This window comes from Azospira sp. I13 (genome assembly GCF_003112695.1).
GTDB lineage: Bacteria > Pseudomonadota > Gammaproteobacteria > Burkholderiales > Rhodocyclaceae > Azospira.
This window is the reverse complement of sequence record NZ_BFBP01000014.1, coordinates 1-18,898: the sequence shown is the minus strand read 5'-3', so window position 1 is coordinate 18,898 and position 18,898 is coordinate 1. Positions and strand designations below refer to the sequence as shown.

17 protein-coding genes are annotated in these 18,898 nt (G+C 53.7%); 13 read left to right on the top strand and 4 right to left on the bottom strand.

Annotation, left to right across the window (positions count from 1 at the left end):
- Positions 1–25 precede the first annotated feature (25 nt).
- Both AZSI13_RS14040 and AZSI13_RS14035 read right to left on the bottom strand, forming a co-directional pair.
- Positions 26–1,342 carry a heavy metal sensor histidine kinase gene (locus AZSI13_RS14040; protein ID WP_165833535.1) on the bottom strand — a complete coding sequence of 439 codons (1,317 nt, stop codon included), beginning with the start codon at positions 1,340–1,342 and terminating at the stop codon, positions 26–28.
- A gap of 11 nt (positions 1,343–1,353) precedes the next feature.
- Entirely contained in the window at positions 1,354–2,037 is a 684-nt protein-coding gene (locus tag AZSI13_RS14035) for a heavy metal response regulator transcription factor (protein WP_109041806.1), read from the bottom strand.
- Between the two features lie 145 nt (positions 2,038–2,182).
- Here AZSI13_RS14035 and AZSI13_RS14030 point away from each other — a divergent pair, with 145 nt between their 5' ends.
- The 11 genes from AZSI13_RS14030 (at position 2,183) to AZSI13_RS13985 (ending at position 15,809) form a co-directional block, all read left to right on the top strand.
- Entirely contained in the window at positions 2,183–2,557 is a 375-nt protein-coding gene (locus AZSI13_RS14030) for a DUF4148 domain-containing protein (protein WP_109041805.1), read from the top strand.
- 132 nt (positions 2,558–2,689) lie between these two features.
- Positions 2,690–3,037 (top strand): cation efflux protein, CzcI family, encoded by a 348-nt coding sequence (czcI, locus tag AZSI13_RS17335; protein WP_133247321.1) that lies wholly within the window; start codon positions 2,690–2,692, stop codon positions 3,035–3,037.
- Between the two features lie 228 nt (positions 3,038–3,265).
- Positions 3,266–4,483 carry a TolC family protein gene (locus tag AZSI13_RS14025; RefSeq protein WP_201262398.1) on the top strand — a complete coding sequence of 406 codons (1,218 nt, stop codon included), beginning with the start codon at positions 3,266–3,268 and terminating at the stop codon, positions 4,481–4,483.
- Positions 4,484–4,492: 9 nt separating this feature from the next.
- Entirely contained in the window at positions 4,493–6,097 is a 1,605-nt protein-coding gene (locus tag AZSI13_RS14020; protein WP_109041804.1) for an efflux RND transporter periplasmic adaptor subunit, read from the top strand.
- Positions 6,098–6,113: 16 nt separating this feature from the next.
- On the top strand, positions 6,114–9,296 hold the full coding sequence (locus tag AZSI13_RS14015; RefSeq protein WP_109041803.1) for a CusA/CzcA family heavy metal efflux RND transporter: 3,183 nt from the start codon (positions 6,114–6,116) through the stop codon (positions 9,294–9,296).
- A gap of 406 nt (positions 9,297–9,702) precedes the next feature.
- Positions 9,703–10,320 (top strand): flagellar basal body rod protein FlgB, encoded by a 618-nt coding sequence (flgB, locus tag AZSI13_RS14010; RefSeq protein ID WP_235609783.1) that lies wholly within the window; start codon positions 9,703–9,705, stop codon positions 10,318–10,320.
- Between the two features lie 374 nt (positions 10,321–10,694).
- Positions 10,695–11,744: a DMT family transporter gene (locus AZSI13_RS14005; protein ID WP_109041801.1), complete on the top strand. Its 1,050-nt coding sequence runs from the start codon at positions 10,695–10,697 to the stop codon at positions 11,742–11,744.
- Positions 11,745–12,081: 337 nt separating this feature from the next.
- Positions 12,082–13,146, top strand: a complete 1,065-nt coding sequence (locus AZSI13_RS14000) for a DNA-binding protein (RefSeq protein ID WP_109041800.1) — start codon at positions 12,082–12,084, stop codon at positions 13,144–13,146.
- A 442-nt stretch (positions 13,147–13,588) separates the two neighbouring features.
- Complete coding sequence (locus AZSI13_RS13995) at positions 13,589–14,476, top strand: DUF6731 family protein (protein ID WP_109041799.1); 888 nt, start codon at positions 13,589–13,591, stop codon at positions 14,474–14,476.
- Positions 14,460–14,891, top strand: coding sequence for a hypothetical protein (locus tag AZSI13_RS13990; RefSeq protein ID WP_109041798.1), 432 nt, complete (start codon positions 14,460–14,462; stop codon positions 14,889–14,891). The genes AZSI13_RS13995 and AZSI13_RS13990 overlap by 17 nt, the downstream gene beginning before the upstream one ends.
- A gap of 90 nt (positions 14,892–14,981) precedes the next feature.
- Complete coding sequence (locus tag AZSI13_RS13985) at positions 14,982–15,809, top strand: hypothetical protein (RefSeq protein ID WP_109041797.1); 828 nt, start codon at positions 14,982–14,984, stop codon at positions 15,807–15,809.
- 77 nt (positions 15,810–15,886) lie between these two features.
- Here the strand turns inward: AZSI13_RS13985 and AZSI13_RS13980 are convergent, their stop codons facing one another.
- Positions 15,887–16,312 carry an alpha/beta hydrolase gene (locus tag AZSI13_RS13980; protein ID WP_109041796.1) on the bottom strand — a complete coding sequence of 142 codons (426 nt, stop codon included), beginning with the start codon at positions 16,310–16,312 and terminating at the stop codon, positions 15,887–15,889.
- A 172-nt stretch (positions 16,313–16,484) separates the two neighbouring features.
- Here AZSI13_RS13980 and AZSI13_RS13975 point away from each other — a divergent pair, with 172 nt between their 5' ends.
- Positions 16,485–17,513, top strand: a complete 1,029-nt coding sequence (locus tag AZSI13_RS13975; RefSeq protein WP_109041795.1) for a LysR family transcriptional regulator — start codon at positions 16,485–16,487, stop codon at positions 17,511–17,513.
- Positions 17,514–17,579: 66 nt separating this feature from the next.
- On the opposite strand, the gene AZSI13_RS13970 is transcribed toward AZSI13_RS13975, so the two are convergent.
- Positions 17,580–18,392 (bottom strand): NAD(P)H-dependent oxidoreductase, encoded by an 813-nt coding sequence (locus tag AZSI13_RS13970; RefSeq protein ID WP_109041794.1) that lies wholly within the window; start codon positions 18,390–18,392, stop codon positions 17,580–17,582.
- A 98-nt stretch (positions 18,393–18,490) separates the two neighbouring features.
- On the opposite strand from AZSI13_RS13970, the gene AZSI13_RS13965 reads away from it, so the two are divergent.
- Positions 18,491–18,832, top strand: coding sequence for a LysR family transcriptional regulator (locus AZSI13_RS13965; protein WP_201262397.1), 342 nt, complete (start codon positions 18,491–18,493; stop codon positions 18,830–18,832).
- Positions 18,833–18,898: the final 66 nt, after the last annotated feature.

Below are 18,898 nucleotides of genomic sequence, written 5' to 3'. Positions count from 1 at the left end.
TTTGGTGGTCGACAGCGGGGCCCCATCAGCAGGCCAGCCGTACGCCTATTTCAGTCTTGCCGTGGGCGGATTCTGCAAAGGCTTTTCCATCATGCATCCGGGCAATCGCGCTAACGATGGAGAGGCCCAGTCCATGATTCTGATGGCCTTGGCTACGCGATGCATCTACGCGGAAAAAGCGATCAAAGATATGAGCCAGGCTCATAGCAGGAATCGGTTCACCTCGGTTGATCACCGAGAGCTTGACCTGTCCGTTATTTTCCATAGCAATACGAATCACGATTGAACTTCCGTGATCGGCATGCCGGGCCGCATTATTCAGAAGATTGGATAGAACTCGCCGCAGCAGTGCTGCATCGTACTGTCCTGATGCATCACCTTCGATAGACCATTGGAGGTCGGAATCGAGCAGTACCGCTTCGTAGTAGTCGGCTACTTCGGCACAAAGCTGGGCAAGGCTTGGGACGGGAATCCGCCGGGCTTTGGCACCCCGGTCGGCATGTGACAGGAATAGCATGTCATTGATGATGCCCGACAGCCTGTGCATTTCTTCGAGATTCGAACCGATACAATCGCGCAGGTGCTCGTCCTTGTCGTTACCACGCAAGGCCAACTCGCTACTGGCGATGATGTTTGCCAATGGGGTTCTCAGTTCGTGCGCCACATCAGCATTGAACCCTTCGAGCTGTTGATAAGCTCTTTCCAATCGGTTCAGCAAATCGTTGAATTGATCGACGAGAACTTGTAGCTCGGCAGGAATCCCTTCTGTCTCTAACCGCTTGTCGAGGGAAAGGACCACGAGGCTGTGCGTTTGCTCAGCTAGCGTCCGAATGGGAGCCAGTCCAAAATAAACGATCAGGTAGCCACCTAGTGTGATTGCGGTACTTCCGATTAATGCAGCGCCCCAGAGGATGACTGCGAGGCGAGCCAGAATCGCCTCATCGGGTGCGATATCGAGCGCCAACTCGGCAATAGAGAAATTTGTCCTCTGGGCTTTGTCGGGGAGCGCAAGCGAATAAAAACGAGCTTTTGATGGCCATGCACTCGGCGTCGAAATGAAGCGTGCCCCACCCTGCCGATCGATTAACTTGAGATGGGAGTCCCGATTGATTTTCAGAAGATCTTCCAGGTCGTGCTCAAGCGCCCCTGGTTGCCGGTGTGCCGGTGTTTCTTCAAACAGGTGATGAATCGCCGTACTTAGCTTTTCAAGACGCAGATCCTGTTGTGCTTCAAGGTTGGCTTTGACCGAGAAATAAACTCCGAGGCACAAACATCCCAGGACCCCCAAACTCAGCGAAGCGAGCCAGCGTATGAGGCGACCACTCAGCGTTGGGTTGCTCATCCTTTTGGGTCTCATTCGCGTAGTTCGAGGATGTAGCCCATGCCGCGTACGGTGTGTAGCAACGGTGTCTCGAAAGGTGTATCCATTTTGGCGCGAAGTCGCTTGATTGAAACTTCAACTACGTTGGTGTTGCTGTCGAAATTCATATCCCAAACCTGCTCGGCAATCTCGGTTCGCGACAGCACCTCGCCTTGTTTCCTGAGAAATAGAGAAAGCAGCAGAAACTCCTTGGCGCTCAGATCGATACGTTGACCGTTCCTGAGAACCTTACGACGAACCAGGTCCATTTCAAGATCGTGCAATGTCAGACGGTTCGACGGGGCTTCCGGCTGCTGCGGCGCCGACCGGCGTAGCAGTCCCTGGATTCGGGCAATCAGCTCAGAAAAGGCAAATGGCTTAACCAGATAATCATCGGCGCCGGCCTGCAAACCGGTAACCCGGTCCTCCACTTTACCCAGTGCGGTCAGCATCAAGACCGGTGTTTGTTTCTTGGTGCGCAAAGCGGCCAATATCGAAAGCCCATCCATGCCGGGTAGCATGGAGTCGAGGATGATGGCCGCGTAATCGAACTCTAGGCTCATGTGAAGCCCAGTGATGCCATCGTGAGCAAGGTCCACGACGAAGCCGGCGGTACTCAATCCCTTCTGTAGATACTGGGAAAGCTTTTTCTCATCTTCGATAACCAATAGTTTCATTTCTTCACGAATCGAATGATGTCAATTTTGTAAACTTCCTGTTGGCGTTCTGTCAGAGGCCATTTCATATAGTTGAGCCATGCCAGCTAACTGACTGGCATTTCAAAAAACTATTGAAACGACATTTGCTACAAGGAGCCCTGACATGAAAACCAAACAAGTACTTTCCATCACCATTCTTTGCGCCGGCTTTGTCGCATCGGGGATGGCATCTGCGGAGTCCGTGATCCACAGTGGTGCCGGTGGTGCTACGGCGATTTACCCGTCGCACAGTACCGGTGGCAAAACGACGCAACAAGTCCAGAAGGAATTGGAAGAGTTCAAACGCAATCCTGTCAGCGCCGATGGCCAATACCGCTATGTGGGTGGCGACCAGGGGTGGGCACTAGTCCAGCACGAATATGCCTATCGTGATGGTAAATGGCAAGATGCTGACAAACTCGACCACAAGACGCCGAAGCCTTCCCTGGAGATGACCCCTGAAGAGCGGAAGCAGCGTGACGAGTTGTATCGCCCCTAAAATATCAGGGTTTGCACTCAAGCGATGGCAAAGAGACGATCTTGGCCATCGCTTAATTGCTGATGGCATACCATCAAATTCCCTTCGATACTTCGCTTCAGGGGTAGTACTACTTCTGCTAAGATTGATTTCATGCGTCGCTGGCTTTCCATCTTTCTCCTGGTGTTCCTACCACTCCAATTTACTTGGGCGATGGCGGCTGCTTATTGTTCGCATGAAACCGATCCTGCGGCTCAGCACCTTGGTCACCATGAGCACAAACATCAGACTGATGACGGTGCAAAAGATGCCAAGGGGTCACTTGCCAGCGTCGACAGTGATTGTGCAGTGTGCCATGCAGGTTGTCTTGCAGCCATGACGAGTACGACCAAGGTCGTGCCGATAGCTGAGATTGTGGCTGAACATCTGCAGCCCCTTCATTACCAGGTGTCGCTATACGGCGACCAACCCGAACGTCCCAACTGGTTCATCCCCGCCTAATCGGCGGGGCTGGGTTGTTGTTGCCCACCTGTCTGTAGCAGCATCAGCTGCTACTTTCGCCATGCCGCTTACCGGATGGCGCCCCGCCGATTCCCTATGTGTCTTTCGTCACTGGAGAATCGGATGCACCCAAGAGTCACAATTACCGCATTACTGGTCCGAGGCCTTTTCGGAGTTATGGTGCTTACTAGCACCCATCTCTGGGCTCAGGCGGAGAAATCACCGTCGTTGAGTGCCGCCACGCCAACTCCTCTCAAGGAACCAACAGGTACCTTGAATCTCGCTGCTGCAATTAATCTTGCCCTGGCATTCAATCCCGAATTATCCGCAGCGGCCAACGAATTGCGTGCCGTAGAAGGAACTGTGGTTCAAGCCGGCATACTGCCAAACCCGGATATTTCAACCTTAGTTGAAGATACCCAAAACAAGGCAACCCGTACCACTACTGTTCAGATCAACCAATTGATTGAATTGGGTGGCAAGCGTGCAGCTCGAATTGCCTCTGCCGAACGGGGAAGGGATGTGGCGACAGCTGACTTAGCTGCCAAGCGCTTGGATGTCAGAGCGACCGTGGTTGGATCATTCTTTGACGTCTTGGTAGCACAAGAGCGAGTTCGACAAGTTGAGGATTTGCTCAATCTCGCTCAGCGAGCTACTCAGGCTGCATCACGACGGGTTATCGCTGGGAAAATCTCTCCGGTAGAAGAAACCAAGGCCCGTGTTGCAGAGGCAGCCGCTCGGGTTGAGATGAATCAAGCCAAAGGTGACCTGATCACTGCGCGCAACCGCTTAGCAGCAACATGGGGAAGCACAGCACCGCGCTTTGAGCAGGCTGAAGGGAAAACTGACATCTTGCCGGAAGTATTTCCAGCCGAAGAGATCGGGCAGCGTCTGAATAATTCTCCCGTACTTGTCAGAGCCCGCCATGAGGCTGATCGCTTCGCGGCACTTGCCGACGTTGAGCGATCCCGCCAGATACCCAATGTCACTATTAGCGTGGGCTCAAAGCGAGCTGAAGATCTTGGGCGTGATCAGACTATTGTTGGCGTTTCAATCCCATTCCCGATATTTGATCGCAATCAGGGCAACCTGCTCGAAGCGCTTCGGCGAGCCGACAAGGCACGAGACGACCTCAGTGCTACAGAAATCCGCTTAAGCACCGCGATTGCGCAAAACCAGGAGCGTCTAAAGGCACTCGTCGTCGAAGCGCAAACCCTGCAAAGCGAAATCCTACCTGGTGCTCGCAGTGCTTATGAGGCTGCCAGCAAGGGTTTCGAGCTTGGGAAATTTAGCTTTCTGGAAGTCCTGGATGCTCAACGGACCTTTTTCCAGGCGAGAGCTCAGTACCTGAGAAGCTTATCCGAGGCCCACCGGACTGCCGCAGAGCTGGAGCGTGTCCTTGGTTCCACCAATTCAATATCGCCCGTCGTACCTAGCCGTCCGTAGGAGCCAGTTGTGAAGATCAATTTTAAAAAGAACGCGTTGAATATCCCTAAAAAGCAGGGTGTCACCATTGCTGTGATTGTGGCCCTGGGCTTGATTACCGGTGGATGGATCCTGGTATCCGGTCCGTCCAAGCCGGCCGGAGAACAGCATGAGCATAACAACCATGAGGAATCCAAGGGGCATGCCGATGCCGAGCACCATGGTGAAAAGGCTGGCGATAGCCATGACCACGCCAAGGAGCACGGCGATGCAGAACATCATGAAGGCAGCCCAAAAACTGGAGTCCATGGGGGTAAGTTGTTTACCGAGGATGGATTCGGTTTGGAATTGCTATTGGCTGAAGAGGGGGGAGAGCCGCATTTCCGGGTTTGGCTGTTCAAACAAGACAAGCCGTTGGTACCAACTGCCGCTAACGTTTCAGTGACTCTGACACGGCCAGATGGGGAAAAGCAGGAGATCACTTTCCAGTCAGAAAAGGACTACCTGAAAAGCACAAGCCCGATCGCAGAACCTCATGTATTTGAGGCAGCGATTGTTGCTAGGCTAGGAAATGCTCCGTTCCTGTTTATGTATACACAGGAAGAAGGAAAAATCGAACTGACGGAAGAGCAGGTTAAATCTGCCGGTATTTCTATTCAGAAGGCAGCCCCTGCAAAAATTAGAACCTCTGCGAAATTGCCGGGAGAGATTCGCTTCAATGAAGATAGGACCGCGCACGTCGTACCGCGGTTAGCCGGTGTTGTAGAGAGCGTTCCTGCCAATCTTGGGCAACCAGTCAAGCGTGGACAAGTACTAGCCGTAATCGCAAGCACGGGACTCTCCGAGCAACGTAGCGAGTTGTTAGCTGCTCAGAAACGCCTAACTCTGGCTAAGTCCACCTATGAGCGGGAAAAGAAGCTCTGGGAGGAAAAAATTTCGGCGGAGCAAGACTACCTTCAAGCACAGCAGGTACTGCGGGAAGCTGAAATTTCCGTCGCGAACAGCCAGCAGAAGCTGGTTGCCCTGGGAGCCGGCTCAAGCGTATCGGGGAGCCTCAACCGCTATGAAATCCGGGCTCCTTTTGATGGCATGGTCGTCGAGAAGCACATCGCACTCGGCGAGGCCGTCAAGGAAGATGCCAGTATTTTTACGGTCTCTGACCTATCTTCCGTCTGGGCAGAAATCGTGGTTCCGGCCAAGGATCTGAACATAGTTCGTGTTGGTGAAAAGGTCATAGTTAAGGCCACTGCCTTCGACTCAAAAGCCGAAGGCAGCATCTCCTATGTGGGAGCTCTACTTGGGCAGGATACCCGTACAGCCAAGGCGCGTGTGACCCTGTCCAATCCAAATATGGCGTGGCGCCCAGGCCTATTTGTCAATGTGGAAGTCGTTTCAGGTGAGGCGGATGTTCCGGTGAGTGTTCTGGCTGATGCGGTTCAGATGATCGGAGACAAATCCATCATCTTCACCAGAGTTGCGGATGGCTTTATTGCACAACCTGTCACCTTGGGACGCTCTGACGGCAAGTTGGTGGAGGTGCTTAGTGGCCTAAAGGCGGGGACCCCATATGCAGGATCCGGTAGCTTTGTATTGAAGTCTGAACTCGGCAAGGGCAGTGCCGAACATAGCCACTGAGCCGGGAGAAGACAACATGTTTGAACGCATCATTCGACTTGCCATTGAGAACCGGTGGCTGGTCCTCTTAGCCGTGCTTGGGATAGCTGGACTTGGAATCTACAACTATCAGCGTCTCCCAATCGATGCGGTACCGGACATCACCAACGTCCAGGTTCAGATCAACACTTCTGCTCCCGGTTATTCGCCGCTGGAGGTGGAGCAACGGGTGACCTACCCGGTCGAGACCGTCATGGCCGGGTTGCCTCATCTGGAGCAGACCCGTTCCATGTCACGTTATGGATTGTCTCAAGTAACCGTGATCTTTAAAGATGGGACGGATATCTATTTTGCCCGCCAACTGGTCAATCAGCGCATTCAAGAGGCCAAGGAGAAGTTGCCGGCTGGAATTGCTCCAGCCATGGGGCCCATCTCAACTGGCCTTGGGGAAATCTATCTTTGGACTGTTGAAGCCGAAGATGCTGCAAAGAAAGCAGATGGCACGCCTTATACGCCGACTGATTTGCGCGAAATCCAAGACTGGATCATCAAGCCGCAATTGCGCAATGTTCCAGGGGTTACCGAAATCAACTCGATTGGCGGTTTCGCCAAGGAATACCAGGTTGCCCCCAGCCCAGAGAAGCTGGCTTCCTATGGGCTGACGTTTCAAGACGTAGTTACAGCTCTTGACCGCAACAACGGCAACGTCGGGGCTGGCTATATAGAGAAGCGTGGTGAGCAATACTTGATTCGAGCACCAGGACAAGTACGAACCATTGAGGATATCCGGAACGTCATTCTCGGCAATGTTCAGGGAGTCCCGATCCGCATTCGTGATGTAGCGGAAGTCGGTATCGGCCGAGAGCTCCGTACAGGTGCAGCAACGGATAACGGCCGGGAAATTGTACTTGGCACCGTATTCATGCTGATTGGTGAGAACAGCCGGACGGTATCACGAGCTGTCGATCAGAAGATGGCTGAAATCAACCGCAGCTTGCCTGAAGGTGTCCATGCGGTAACCGTCTATGACCGGACTGTTCTGGTAGACAAAGCGATCAATACCGTCAAGAAGAACCTTCTGGAGGGAGCAATCCTGGTTATCGCCATCCTGTTCCTGTTCTTGGGGAACATTAGGGCGGCAGTGATCACAGCAATGGTGATTCCACTCTCCATGCTGTTCACCTTTTCAGGCATGGTGTCCTACCACGTCAGTGCCAATCTGATGAGCCTAGGGGCTCTCGACTTCGGGATCATCATCGATGGCGCAGTTGTGATCGTGGAAAACTGCGTTCGTCGCCTAGCTCATGCACAGGAACGTCACGGGCGGCCGCTAACTCGGACGGAGCGCTTCCATGAGGTCTTTGCCGCATCTCAGGAAGCACGCCGGGCGCTGTTATTTGGCCAGCTCATCATCATGATCGTATATCTGCCGATATTTGCACTCACCGGTGTCGAAGGAAAGATGTTCCATCCTATGGCGTTCACCGTAGTGACTGCTCTGGTTGGTGCCATGATCCTATCCGTCACATTCATTCCGGCAGCGGTTGCATTGTTCATCGGCACGAAGGTCGCAGAGAAGGAGAACATCCTGATGCGGATGGCCAAGCGTTGGTATGAGCCTGCTCTGGCCTATGTCATGGAAAACAAGCCGGTTGTTTTGGTCTTCACCACCGTAATGGTGATTCTCTCCAGTCTGCTTGCAACCCGCATGGGGAGTGAATTTGTTCCCAGCCTTAATGAAGGCGACTTTGCAATTCAGGCACTACGCATCCCGGGAACCAGCCTATCTCAATCAGTTGCAATGCAACAGCAACTGGAAAAGCGGCTAAAGACAGATTTCCCGGAAATTGAGCGTGTATTTGCTCGATCCGGGACGGCGGAAATTGCCTCTGACCCAATGCCACCTAATATCTCAGATGGCTACATCATGTTGAAGCCTGAAGCTCAGTGGCCAGAACCCAAAAAAACCAGAGATGAACTGCTGGCAGCCATTCAAAAGAGCGTAGGCCAGTTGCCAGGCAATACCTATGAGTTTTCTCAGCCCATCCAGTTGCGTTTTAACGAATTGATCTCAGGGGTCCGCAGTGACGTTGCCATCAAGGTCTTTGGCGACGATATGGAGGTCATGAACGATACGGCAGGAAAAATTGCCGCCATCCTCGAAAAGCTTCCCGGTGCATCCGAAGTCAAGGTGGAACAGACGACGGGATTGCCTATGTTGACGGTGAATATTGATCGGGACAAGACCGCTCGCTATGGACTCAACATCGGTGATGTCCAAGATGCAATTTCTACCGCCATAGGTGGTCGAGAAGCAGGAACGATGTTCGAAGGAGACCGTCGCTTCGATATCGTTGTTCGTTTGCCCGACACACTGCGCTCAGACCTCGAATCGTTGAAACGCCTTCCGATTGCCTTACCGAGAGCGAATGTTGGTGTAAGTGGAATGGAAGGGCGAACGACGTATATCCCCTTGGGGGAGGTAGCTAGCTTGGATTTGGCTCCGGGCCCCAATCAGGTTAGTCGCGAGAATGGCAAGCGCCGAGTGGTCGTCAGTGCCAACGTTCGGGGACGAGATATCGGCTCATTTGTTTCCGAGGCACAGAGCCGTTTGTCCGAGGTAAAAATACCGGCTGGCTATTGGACCGTTTGGGGTGGAACCTTCGAACAACTGGAATCGGCCTCCCAACGCCTAAAAATTGTGGTCCCTGTCGCATTGCTGCTGGTTTTCACACTGTTGTTCGCCATGTTTGGCAATGTGAAGGATGGACTACTGGTGTTTACTGGCATTCCATTCGCGCTAACTGGCGGGGTTGTGGCGCTGTGGTTGAGGGATATTCCACTTTCGATCTCTGCAGGAATCGGCTTCATTGCGCTGTCCGGTGTGGCGGTATTGAACGGCCTAGTAATGATTTCTTTTATTCGAAACCTGCGAGAGGAGGGGCGAACTTTAGATGAAGCAATTCATGAAGGCGCACTGACCCGCTTGCGTCCTGTATTGATGACAGCCTTGGTTGCCTCTCTTGGCTTTGTCCCAATGGCAATTGCCACAGGAACTGGTGCAGAGGTCCAGCGTCCGCTTGCAACAGTAGTGATTGGTGGGATTCTTTCGTCGACTGCTTTGACGCTTCTTGTGCTGCCTCTCCTCTATCGCCTCGTCCATGGAAAAGATGCTGAAGAAATTGACTTCACATCTGTTCCTGACGATTCGAAAAGTTAACCATTGATTCTAGTGGAATCTGTGTCTGGTTCGTCATGTGACTAGCTGGACACTATTCCATCTAATCAATCTTTATATGCAAAGACGTAGTGCTAAAGCATGAAGAGCAAAGGCGTCTAAAGTTTTGATCGATAGGATTGGGCCGAACATACGATGCCTCACAATTCTCACTCTGAACTATTTCATGACGGCCCTTTTGTTTTTGTAGCGCTGGTGCTTATATTTTTAGGTAGCCGCTTCTTAATAGAATGGCACTTAAAGAAGAAATATAAAAAAAGCCATGTGCAAAAATCCTGTCTGGCCGATTGGCAAAGCGTCCAGGGAAACAGAGAAATTCCTAGCAGTGAGAATGGGGCATGACATGGCCGGCATGTTAAGAATAAATATCTAGGAAGAAAGGTTGGGCATGACTGACATTCCTGGTTTAAATTTTCAGCTCTCTCTTGGAGCTACAACTTCCAGGGGAGTACTCAGCAATGACAAAGATCATAATCAAGAAGGCTTTTCAAAAACCCTAGAACAAATTTCTTCTAGAAAAGCAGAGCAGGGTTATTCAATAAACAACTCTGGTATCAAATCAAATTTCCAAAACAACACTCCTAGCTCCATGCACTTTCCAACCAATAATAGTGTACGTGGCGGAAGATCTGAATTTCAGGAGAATATGCTGAATATACGAGCCTATCGGCAACAGTTGATTGCTTCAAATATTGCCAATTCCGATACTCCTGGATACAAGGCTCAAGATATTGAAATTGATGAATCAATCGGTGTAATGAATCGTGAGCCGATGATATTGGCAAAATCAAACTCTAGCCACATGTCGGGAGTTGCCTTAGGCAAGGTTAATGCATTTAATTTGAAATATCGCACCCCATATCAAAGTAGTGCTGATGGCAATACTGTTGAAATGGATATTGAGCGACAGCACTTTGCTGAAAATGCTGTGATGTACCAATTCACCTTGGATCGTGTTGGAGGCGAGTTCAAGGATATGGCTGAGTTGCTTAGGAATTTAAAATAAAAATTTTGTAAATTAATTTCTGGCTAAAAGGTGTCAATCGATTGCATCGAAGTATTTATCACATGCTCAACCATATGCGGCAGGATGATGTTTTTTTGCTGATTGTCGTAGGGGTTCTAGCACTGTTCATATTTTTGTTGTTATTGATTTTTGCTACTTGGCAGGAAAGGCGATGGATTCGTATTGTAAAGTTTCTTAACTCGTTATTTCGGTTATAAAAAATTGGAATTAATAGATGTGTTTTTTAGTTTTTAAATCTATCTTAAAGTAGAGGGCAAGATTTTTTTGGGGGGGGAGTCGATGACAGCGGATATAGGCTACTCCTCAGGGACCTGCACCTGCCATCTGAAGACCACTGACCGGGAGCAATCCTGATGAAGCGGGCCGACATGGGTGGTATCGCCGCAGCTCTGATCGCGGCGCTCCTTTTCGGTGCCAACCCCCCTTTAGCCAAGCTGCTGTTAGTCCATACCAACCCCTGGCTACTGGCGGCCCTGCTGTACCTGGGCTCAGGTCTTGGTCTCCTTTTGCTTCGCCGCCTCTGGCGGGTGCCGGCGGTGTCCCTTCCAGTACTTGAGCGGGGCTGGCTGGCCGGAGCCACCCTGGCTGGCGGCGTAGTGGCCCCGGTCCTGCTGCTACTCGGCTTAGCGCGGATGCCGGCCTCCGGTGCTTCCCTGCTGCTCAATGCCGAAGGGGTAATCACCGCCCTCCTGGCCTGGTTTGTCTTCCATGAGAACTTTGACCGTCGGGTCGCCCTCGGTATGGTGGCCATCGTTGCCGGCGCCCTGGTCCTGTCCTGGCCGGGGGAGGCCAGCTTCGCCGGCAGCCAGGCCGCCTTGCTGGTCTTGGGGGCCTGCCTGGCCTGGGCGGTGGATAACAACCTGACGCGCAAGGTGTCCCTGACCGATGCTTCCTTCATCGCCATGACCAAAGGGCTGACAGCAGGTGCCACCAACCTAGCGCTAGCCCTGGCGCTCCATGCTCCGTGGCCAGCTCCTGGCATTATCACGGGAGCCCTGTTCCTGGGGCTAGCCAGCTACGGCGCCAGCCTCACCCTGTTCGTGGTGGCCCTGCGCCACCTAGGGACGGCACGTACCGGTGCCTATTTCTCGGTGGCCCCCTTTCTCGGCACGCTGCTGGCAATCTCCCTGCTGCAGGAGCCCGTCACTCCCCAACTCGCCCTGGCCGGTGCCCTGATGCTGCTGGGGGTGTGGCTGCACCTGACCGAGCGCCACGAGCACACCCATGTGCACGAGTCTGGCAGCCACGAGCACCCCCACTACCATGGCGACGATCCCCATCACGACCATCCCCATGACCCGCCTGTGGCGGCCGGTACCCGCCATCGTCACAGCCATGTCCATATGGCGTTGCAGCACAGCCACCCGCATTTTCCTGACATGCACCACGGCCACCGTCACTGAGCCGGAGTGCATGTGGCACACCTCGCTCCACAAACTTGCGGTTCCTGTACTTATGGGCTTTTGTCTCAGCCCCGAGGACTTGTTCACCTCCCTAAGCAGTCGCAGGCACAGCCTGAGCGAATTTCTAGGCCTAAGCCACTCGAGAGCGAGAGGGCCTGAATAGCGGCTGCTTCCTCTGCTTCGTACGGCTTCCGAGTCATGATTTCCTAAAAAATACCATCACACCAAATAACAAACCATTATCACTTCATATATTTCGTCAATTTCTCACCTTGCGCTATCGAAATTCAGTATGTACTATCGTAGTACGTAATACAGTACGAAATTCGAGGATGCCATGGCCAGAGCCGGAATCTACAAATCAGAAGTTATCAGAGCGCGTAACAACCTGCTGGCGATGGGGCGTTATCCATCGATTGACGCCATCCGTAGCGAGCTGGGCAACACGGGCTCCAAAGGTACGATTCACCGCTACCTCAAGGAGATCGAGGAAGAGGAAGGCGGGAATACCGGTACCCAGGTTGCGGTCAGTGATGCCATTCAAGACCTGTCAGCCAGGCTGGCCGAACGTCTGCATTTGGAAGCCGATCAGCGCATGGCGGCGCTGACCGATAAGCACAAGGCGGAAATTTCGGCGCTGAACGACACCATCATCGCGTTACGTAATGAAGTCGATTCCTTCCGCAGCCAGTCTGAGCGTCAGGTATTGGAGTTGTCGGCAGAGAAGACCACCCACAGCGAAACCCAGAGCACGCTTCAGGAAGAGAGAATCGTTCGGGCGCAAATGACGCAGCGTATCGAGGACATGGAGGGGCAACTGGCAAAGGAAGAAACGCACCGCATATCGCTGGAAGAAAAGCATCAGCATGCCCGGGAGGCGCTGGAGCATTTCCGCACAGCGGCGAAGGAGCAACGTGAGCAGGATCAGCGGCAGTTCGAACAGCAGATTCAGTTCTTGCAGGGGGAACTGCGTGGAGCCAAGGAAACGGTGAATGCGAAACAGCAGGAACTCATCCGCAGCCATGAGGACAATGCCCGTCTTTCCAGCGAGCAGACCCATTTTCGTAGCGAGTTGCATCGTCTGGAAACCGAAATTCGACCGCTACGTACCGCCCGGGAACAATTGGCGGTCTTCGAACTGAAGAATCAACAGATGGAAGAGCGTTTGGCGCAGAGCGCTGTACATATAGATGAACTGGTCGCAGAAAACCAAGGCTGTGCAGAGAAGTTACAGGAAGCGAATCAGATCGGACTCCGCCTGGAGGCAGAATTGACCGCAGCGAAAGCAGTGTTAGCCAGCCACGAACAAATCCTGCAAAGGCTCACCGTCGCAATGAAAGGCAGCGGACAGCACAAGGGCCGTGCCGAGAAGCAAGAATCGCTCTTTGACCAGGAAAAGTAATGAGGGGGATCAGCGTCGCTCGGTTTTTTTAACCAGCCTGGACGCTGCTTGCCAGCTCGCATGAATGTTGCCATTTAATTGCATCAAAGGGCGGCCACCTAGTCGCGTTCCCAACCTCTGCCACTCAGTGGCATGAGGGCAGTCGCACAGCCCCTCAACCAAGTCAGTGGTTTCGGTAGCGTACCTAACGAAAAATGGCCGGTTTTGGTTACATACCGGCCATTTCTTTACGGCGGCTTCCGACCCTCTGCGGCCATCGGACCATGCCCAATGCATGGATATGCTATCGACTATATAGCAGCAATTGGGAGGTTCCCATGGCCTTTATCCCGATCAGCCTGGACTCAAGGGTGTCTACAAATTCAGGGGCAATTCACCTTGGCATTCACCATGCCTTTAATATATCGTTCCATGCCATCAGCTTATTGACAACTTGAACTACATGTCGAAGACAAAAACCTACACCGTCAGGTATTACATTCCCCGCGTTGGCGCTGATGGAAAGCAAGGAACGATCGCTTCACTTCTGGACCTAATTGCGCAATCCCCAGAAAAAATGGGCCAGATCAGGGAGGCAGGCAGCACAGTTCACCAAGTACGAGTGCACCAAGTCGTTTCGAACCAGTGTTATTCCGCCTATTTCGTTCGCTTCAGGGATGAGCTTCCTCTTGTTGGGCAACGAACCTCTGCAGTTGAGCATCCTCCCGCACTTGGCCCGGACGATGAAGTTATCGAAAAAAATCATTTCCTCCTGTTCGTAGAGGATTCAGGGCTCGAAGTCATCTCATACCAAGTATCGATGGAAGGTTCGGACGTATTCGCGCTGGCAAGGTACTTCACGCACCTTAGCGGCGGCCAACACACCGTTTCGTTCGATGAGGTAGTAACGCCCGATGCGTTGGCGCTGCTCCAAGGGGGGGTCATCAAGTCAGTGGAATACGAAATTGCGCGGCCTCGGGGTAGAGCCTACGCGCCCAATCCAGAGGACACCTGGACGAGAGACAGCATCAATTTCATGAATAGCACTGGCGCAACCCGATTCAAGGCCAAATTCCTCACAAGATCAAAAAACACGGGGCTTATCGCCAATGTGAAGGACCAGATCCGCCTGATGCTCCAATCGTCCCAAACCAAGAGCCTGCGCGTCAGAGTTTCTGACGTTGACCACCCTATTGACCTATTTGCCGACCGGGTATTTGACCGCGTCACGTTAGACATAAATGAAGGTCGCCCCAATTCGGACCAGCTATTTGGCGAAATGATTGCTGCCAAACGGGCGTGCACCGGACTGGCGCCATACTTGGCAACCGGTGATGAAGCACTCGACTAAGCTTGCTTTCCTGCTCGCTGTTGTATTCGCCTATTTCGTCTGGCGATGGGGGCTATTTTCGGCCCCCCGAATGGCGGTTCAGGACCTACGAACACTGCTAGGTCTATTGGCGCAGGTCTCGGCAACTATGCTTGGCTTTCTGCTCGCAGCCATGGCGATTCTGGCATCTATCTCTGGCACTCGCCTGATACGGAACATGCAGAAGACGGGGCACTTCGTCGTACTGCTCAACCGCTTCTTCATGAACACCACCGCATTCGGGATTTCGATGGTAATTGCCATCGCCGCCAGCATGTTAAATGCTCGTATCGCTGACGGGGCCATATTTGCCTCTGGAATATTCGTGTTTTCGTGCTTGCTACTTTGCGATGTTGGATGGCGCTTTTGGCTGGTTCTAACAGAGATCGGCCAATAGCGGGAAGCATACTAACGTAGTCCCTGAGCGCAGCCTTCACCACTCGACCCTAAGCGGAAGTATTGATGAGAATACTCAAGCTACCCAAGCGTGAGCATCTGGTTGCATGGTTTCAACGCCACCATGCTTATCAGAATAGAGGGATACATGGAGTCCAACGAGTACATTCGTCCACCTGGAACCTACTACGACATCGTTGCACATCCGATCGATAGGGGGCGTGCAATCGAAGTAGCGATCGTTCAGGATCATCGTTTTGCATTCTTCTATTGGCTCAAGTGGCGCAACAAGCAATCTGAGCAGCACAATCCACCAACACTGATTTCTCTAGATTGGCATCAAGATCTTGCTCAACCCTGCGAGCTCGAATGCGAGTGGCTCAGCATGCTTAATACAGCCGACTACAAGGCTGTCGGTTTTTTTTGCTGGGATAAGTTACATGCCTTAAACGATGGCCACATCCTGGCTGCGGCTTACCTCAATCTGATTGGAGACATCCACGTTGTGCAAAAGCAACGTGATGAATGCCCGGAGGATTTCGTGGATATCGAAGGGCGGAAGCATCTGGTCCGCTGTTATGACTCCGTGGAGCAACTAACCGAGGCGATTATTGGGCAAGAGCACGATTCAGTTATCCTCGATATCGACTTGGATTATTTCACCGAAAGTCCGGACCCATGCGGAGGAGGCGACAAGCTTCAACTGGTTGGCCAAGACGAAATCCAGGCATGCCTTGATCCAGAAAGTCCGTTCATGTCGTGGATTTTCCCGAGAATGACGGGTATGACCATCGCGACTGAGCCAGAATTCTGTGGCGGGTTAATAAACTCGAATCACTTATTCAACGTGGTGTGCGGTACGTTGTTTGATCCGCCACTGTTGAGCCACAAGGCTGGTTGGCGCCATCAGTTGAAATAATCGACGCCAGATTTTTTACGCTAAACCAGATGGTTAGCAGAGTTTGTCGAGGATTTCGCATGAATCCCGGCCGACCCTCAATTACGGTCCCGGGCAATCAGGGCCAGGGCTGCCCCCAGGTTCCCACCCGCATCATCGCCCACCACGGCCAGCCGGGCCGGATCCACGTTGAGGGCTGGCGCCATGCGGTGCAGCCAGCACAGGGCGGCGTAGGCATCTTCCGGCGCGGCGGGAAACGGCTTGCCGGGGGCCAGGGAATAGGCGAGGGACAGCACCAGGGCCCCAGTCTGTTCGGCAATCTGGCGGGCGGGGAAATCCGCTTCCTCCAGGCCGCCCGCGACGAAACCACCACCATGCAGGTAGAGGATTCCAGGGGCCGGGCTGGCGCCATCCAGAGACTGATAGATGCGCACCGTCAGGGGCCCCAGGGGGCCGGGCAGTTGTTGCTGGCGGATACTCAGCTTTCCGGGGAGGGCTGAAGGCAGGGGAGGGGATGCGTCCATGGGGAACCCCGTAGGGAACTTGTTTACAGTGGGCGCATTCTCGGTGTTTAATTTTGGAGAATAAATATTGATAAATTAACAATACTATTCGCCAGTAACGAATAGTTGCCGGTGAATGAGCTCACCGTGGGCTGGCTCTCCCGGCGCAGCCTTGATTGCGGAAGGATGATCCATGGATAAATTTCAAGCCATGCGGGTGTACATGGCCGTGGTGGATGCCCGCAGCTTCAGCCGGGCGGCTGACAATCTGAATCTGCCCCGGGCTACCGTCACCACGACGGTGCAGGGGCTGGAGAATTTCCTCAAGGTCCGCTTGCTCAATCGCACCACCCGTAGCGTCAGCCTGACACCGGATGGTGCGGCTTATTACGAGCGTTGCGCCCGTATCCTGGGGGAACTGGAGGAGATGGAAGCGGCCTTTCGCGATGTGGCCCAGCGTCCCCAGGGCCGCTTGCGCATCGATGTGCCGACCACCATCGGGCGCCGGGTGCTGGTGCCAAGGCTCTGCGATTTCCGCAACCGGTATCCGGACATCGAACTGGTCATCGGCATGAGCGACCGGCCGGTGGATCTGGTGCAGGAGGCGGTGGATTGCGTCATCCGCGGCGGGGAGCTGCTGGATTCTTCCCTGGTGGCCCGCCGTATCGGCAGCCTCAGCTTCATGACCTGCGCGGCACCTGCGTATCTGGAGCGTTACGGCACGCCCCGGTCGCTGGGTGACCTGGAGCATCATCAGGCCGTCCATTATTTTTCCAACCGTACCGGCCGCATCATCGACTGGGATTACGTCATCGACGGTTCCGTCACCCATTTCAAGGTCAAGGGTTCCGTTGCCGTCAATGATGCGGAAGCCTATATGGCCCTGGCCTTGCAGGGCTTTGGCCTGGTCCAGGCCGCTCGTTTTATGGCGCTACCGCACCTGGAACGGCAGGAGCTGATTGAGGTGTTGCCCCAGTGGCGGCCGGCAAAGCTCCCGTTGTCGGTGCTGTATCCCCAGAATCGCCATCTGTCGCCGAAGGTCCGCGCATTTTCGGACTGGGCGGCCGAACTGTTCTCCCAGTGCCCGCTTCTCAACGGCGCCGATGGTGATTGCCACGTGGAAGCCTCGGTCATCCCGGACCAGGGTGACAGCAACTTGTCGGTGCGCGACATGATCGAACAACGCAACCTGGCGGAATGCGGCTTTTCAGGCGTTGGCTAATCGGGTCTGGGCTGGTTGCGGCAAGGTGATACGCGATACCAGCCCAAGGGGCAGGGCGCCTTGCCGTCAGTCGAAGCGGGGGGCTTTGTCCGGGCTGTTGTCCTTCAGATGCAGGGAAAATCCAGAAGCCCCGGGGGCTCCCAGCGCGGTGCGCAATTCACAGCTCGGAATGTCGTAGTCGCCGGTGTTTTGCTGGCGATAAGCGATCGTTGGGTCCGTAAAGAGGCCTCTCATTCGCGTGCGCAGTGCGTCCTCGATTACCGGAAAGTCCCCCATCTGGAGGCGGTCGGCTGAATGGACGACGAATTGCGGCAGGACGGCGGCCCCGGTGTAGAAAAGGACGTTGTGATTGATGGGGAAGAGAATGTCGTCCATGGGGCCATTGATGCCTCGAGGCGAGTAATGCTCCTTCCAGCCTCCTGTCGTGGTGATGACCATGCCCCGCTTGCCTGCCAGAGAACCTCCACCGAAACGATCCCCCCACTTGGCGTCGCTGTGCTCTCCGACGCCATAGGCAAATCCACAGGCAAAGACCCTGTCTACCCAACCCTTGAGAATCGCGGGCATCGAGTACCACCACAGGGGGAAGTGGAAGATGATCGCGTCGGCCCATTTCAGTTTGGCAATTTCAGCCTGCACGTCATCGGTCAGGTTGCTACTGGCGTACCCGGTCTTTGATGCTTGCGCGACCTTCAGCCGCTCATCTGGTTGCAGCAGGGGAAAGTCGCTGCGTGCGACCACCGGGTTGAAGTTCATCGCATATAAATCGGAAACCTGTACAGCATGGCCCAGCTGCTTCAGTTCATCAACGCAGACATTCAGCATTGAGGCGTTGAGTGAGTGTGGGTCAGGATGGGTAAAGACGATCACTACGTTCATGGAGTCCTCCGTTTGAATAGGAGGCAGCGTAGTTTGATCGGGACAATCTTCATATCTAGCATCAAACGATAAGATATATTCCGAGTATGGATAAATCGATGGTCACCCTTGAACGCTTGCGGACCTTTGCACGGGTTGCAGAGCGGGGAAATTTTTCGGCGGTTGCGCGAGAGCTGGATACAGGTCAGCCCACCATTACGCGGCACGTGCGCGAATTGGAAGAGGCGTTAGGGGTTCAGCTTTTCTCACGTACGACCCGACGGGTCACCTTGACCGACGAAGGCCGGCGCTTCTACGACAGTACCTATCAGGTCCTGCAAATGGTTGAGCAGTCGTGTGAGGATGTTGCGGTGGCCAGAGGTCAATTGTCGGGAACGGTTCGGGTCTCATGCACGGCTGCATTGGGCGTGCGCTACATCACGCTGTCAACAACAACCTAAAACTGACCCGCTAAGACAACACCCATCAACATAAAATTGACCCACATGGGGTGGTTGACGCATCGT

What these genes read in the sequence shown, in the direction of transcription:
- AZSI13_RS14030 (WP_109041805.1), top strand. Translation starts at nt 2,183, where the DNA reads ATGAAAACCAAACAAGTACTTTCCATCACCATTCTTTGCGCCGGCTTT.
- AZSI13_RS13965 (WP_201262397.1), top strand. Translation starts at nt 18,491, where the DNA reads ATGGTCACCCTTGAACGCTTGCGGACCTTTGCACGGGTTGCAGAGCGG.
- AZSI13_RS13975 (WP_109041795.1), top strand. Translation starts at nt 16,485, where the DNA reads ATGGATAAATTTCAAGCCATGCGGGTGTACATGGCCGTGGTGGATGCC.
- AZSI13_RS14005 (WP_109041801.1), top strand. Translation starts at nt 10,695, where the DNA reads ATGAAGCGGGCCGACATGGGTGGTATCGCCGCAGCTCTGATCGCGGCG.
- AZSI13_RS14015 (WP_109041803.1), top strand. Translation starts at nt 6,114, where the DNA reads ATGTTTGAACGCATCATTCGACTTGCCATTGAGAACCGGTGGCTGGTC.
- AZSI13_RS14000 (WP_109041800.1), top strand. Translation starts at nt 12,082, where the DNA reads ATGGCCAGAGCCGGAATCTACAAATCAGAAGTTATCAGAGCGCGTAAC.
- AZSI13_RS14040 (WP_165833535.1), bottom strand. Translation starts at nt 1,342, where the DNA reads ATGAGCAACCCAACGCTGAGTGGTCGCCTCATACGCTGGCTCGCTTCG.
- AZSI13_RS14035 (WP_109041806.1), bottom strand. Translation starts at nt 2,037, where the DNA reads ATGAAACTATTGGTTATCGAAGATGAGAAAAAGCTTTCCCAGTATCTA.
- flgB (WP_235609783.1), top strand. Translation starts at nt 9,703, where the DNA reads ATGACTGACATTCCTGGTTTAAATTTTCAGCTCTCTCTTGGAGCTACA.
- czcI (WP_133247321.1), top strand. Translation starts at nt 2,690, where the DNA reads ATGCGTCGCTGGCTTTCCATCTTTCTCCTGGTGTTCCTACCACTCCAA.
- AZSI13_RS13990 (WP_109041798.1), top strand. Translation starts at nt 14,460, where the DNA reads ATGAAGCACTCGACTAAGCTTGCTTTCCTGCTCGCTGTTGTATTCGCC.
- AZSI13_RS13980 (WP_109041796.1), bottom strand. Translation starts at nt 16,312, where the DNA reads ATGGACGCATCCCCTCCCCTGCCTTCAGCCCTCCCCGGAAAGCTGAGT.
- AZSI13_RS13995 (WP_109041799.1), top strand. Translation starts at nt 13,589, where the DNA reads ATGTCGAAGACAAAAACCTACACCGTCAGGTATTACATTCCCCGCGTT.
- AZSI13_RS13970 (WP_109041794.1), bottom strand. Translation starts at nt 18,392, where the DNA reads ATGAACGTAGTGATCGTCTTTACCCATCCTGACCCACACTCACTCAAC.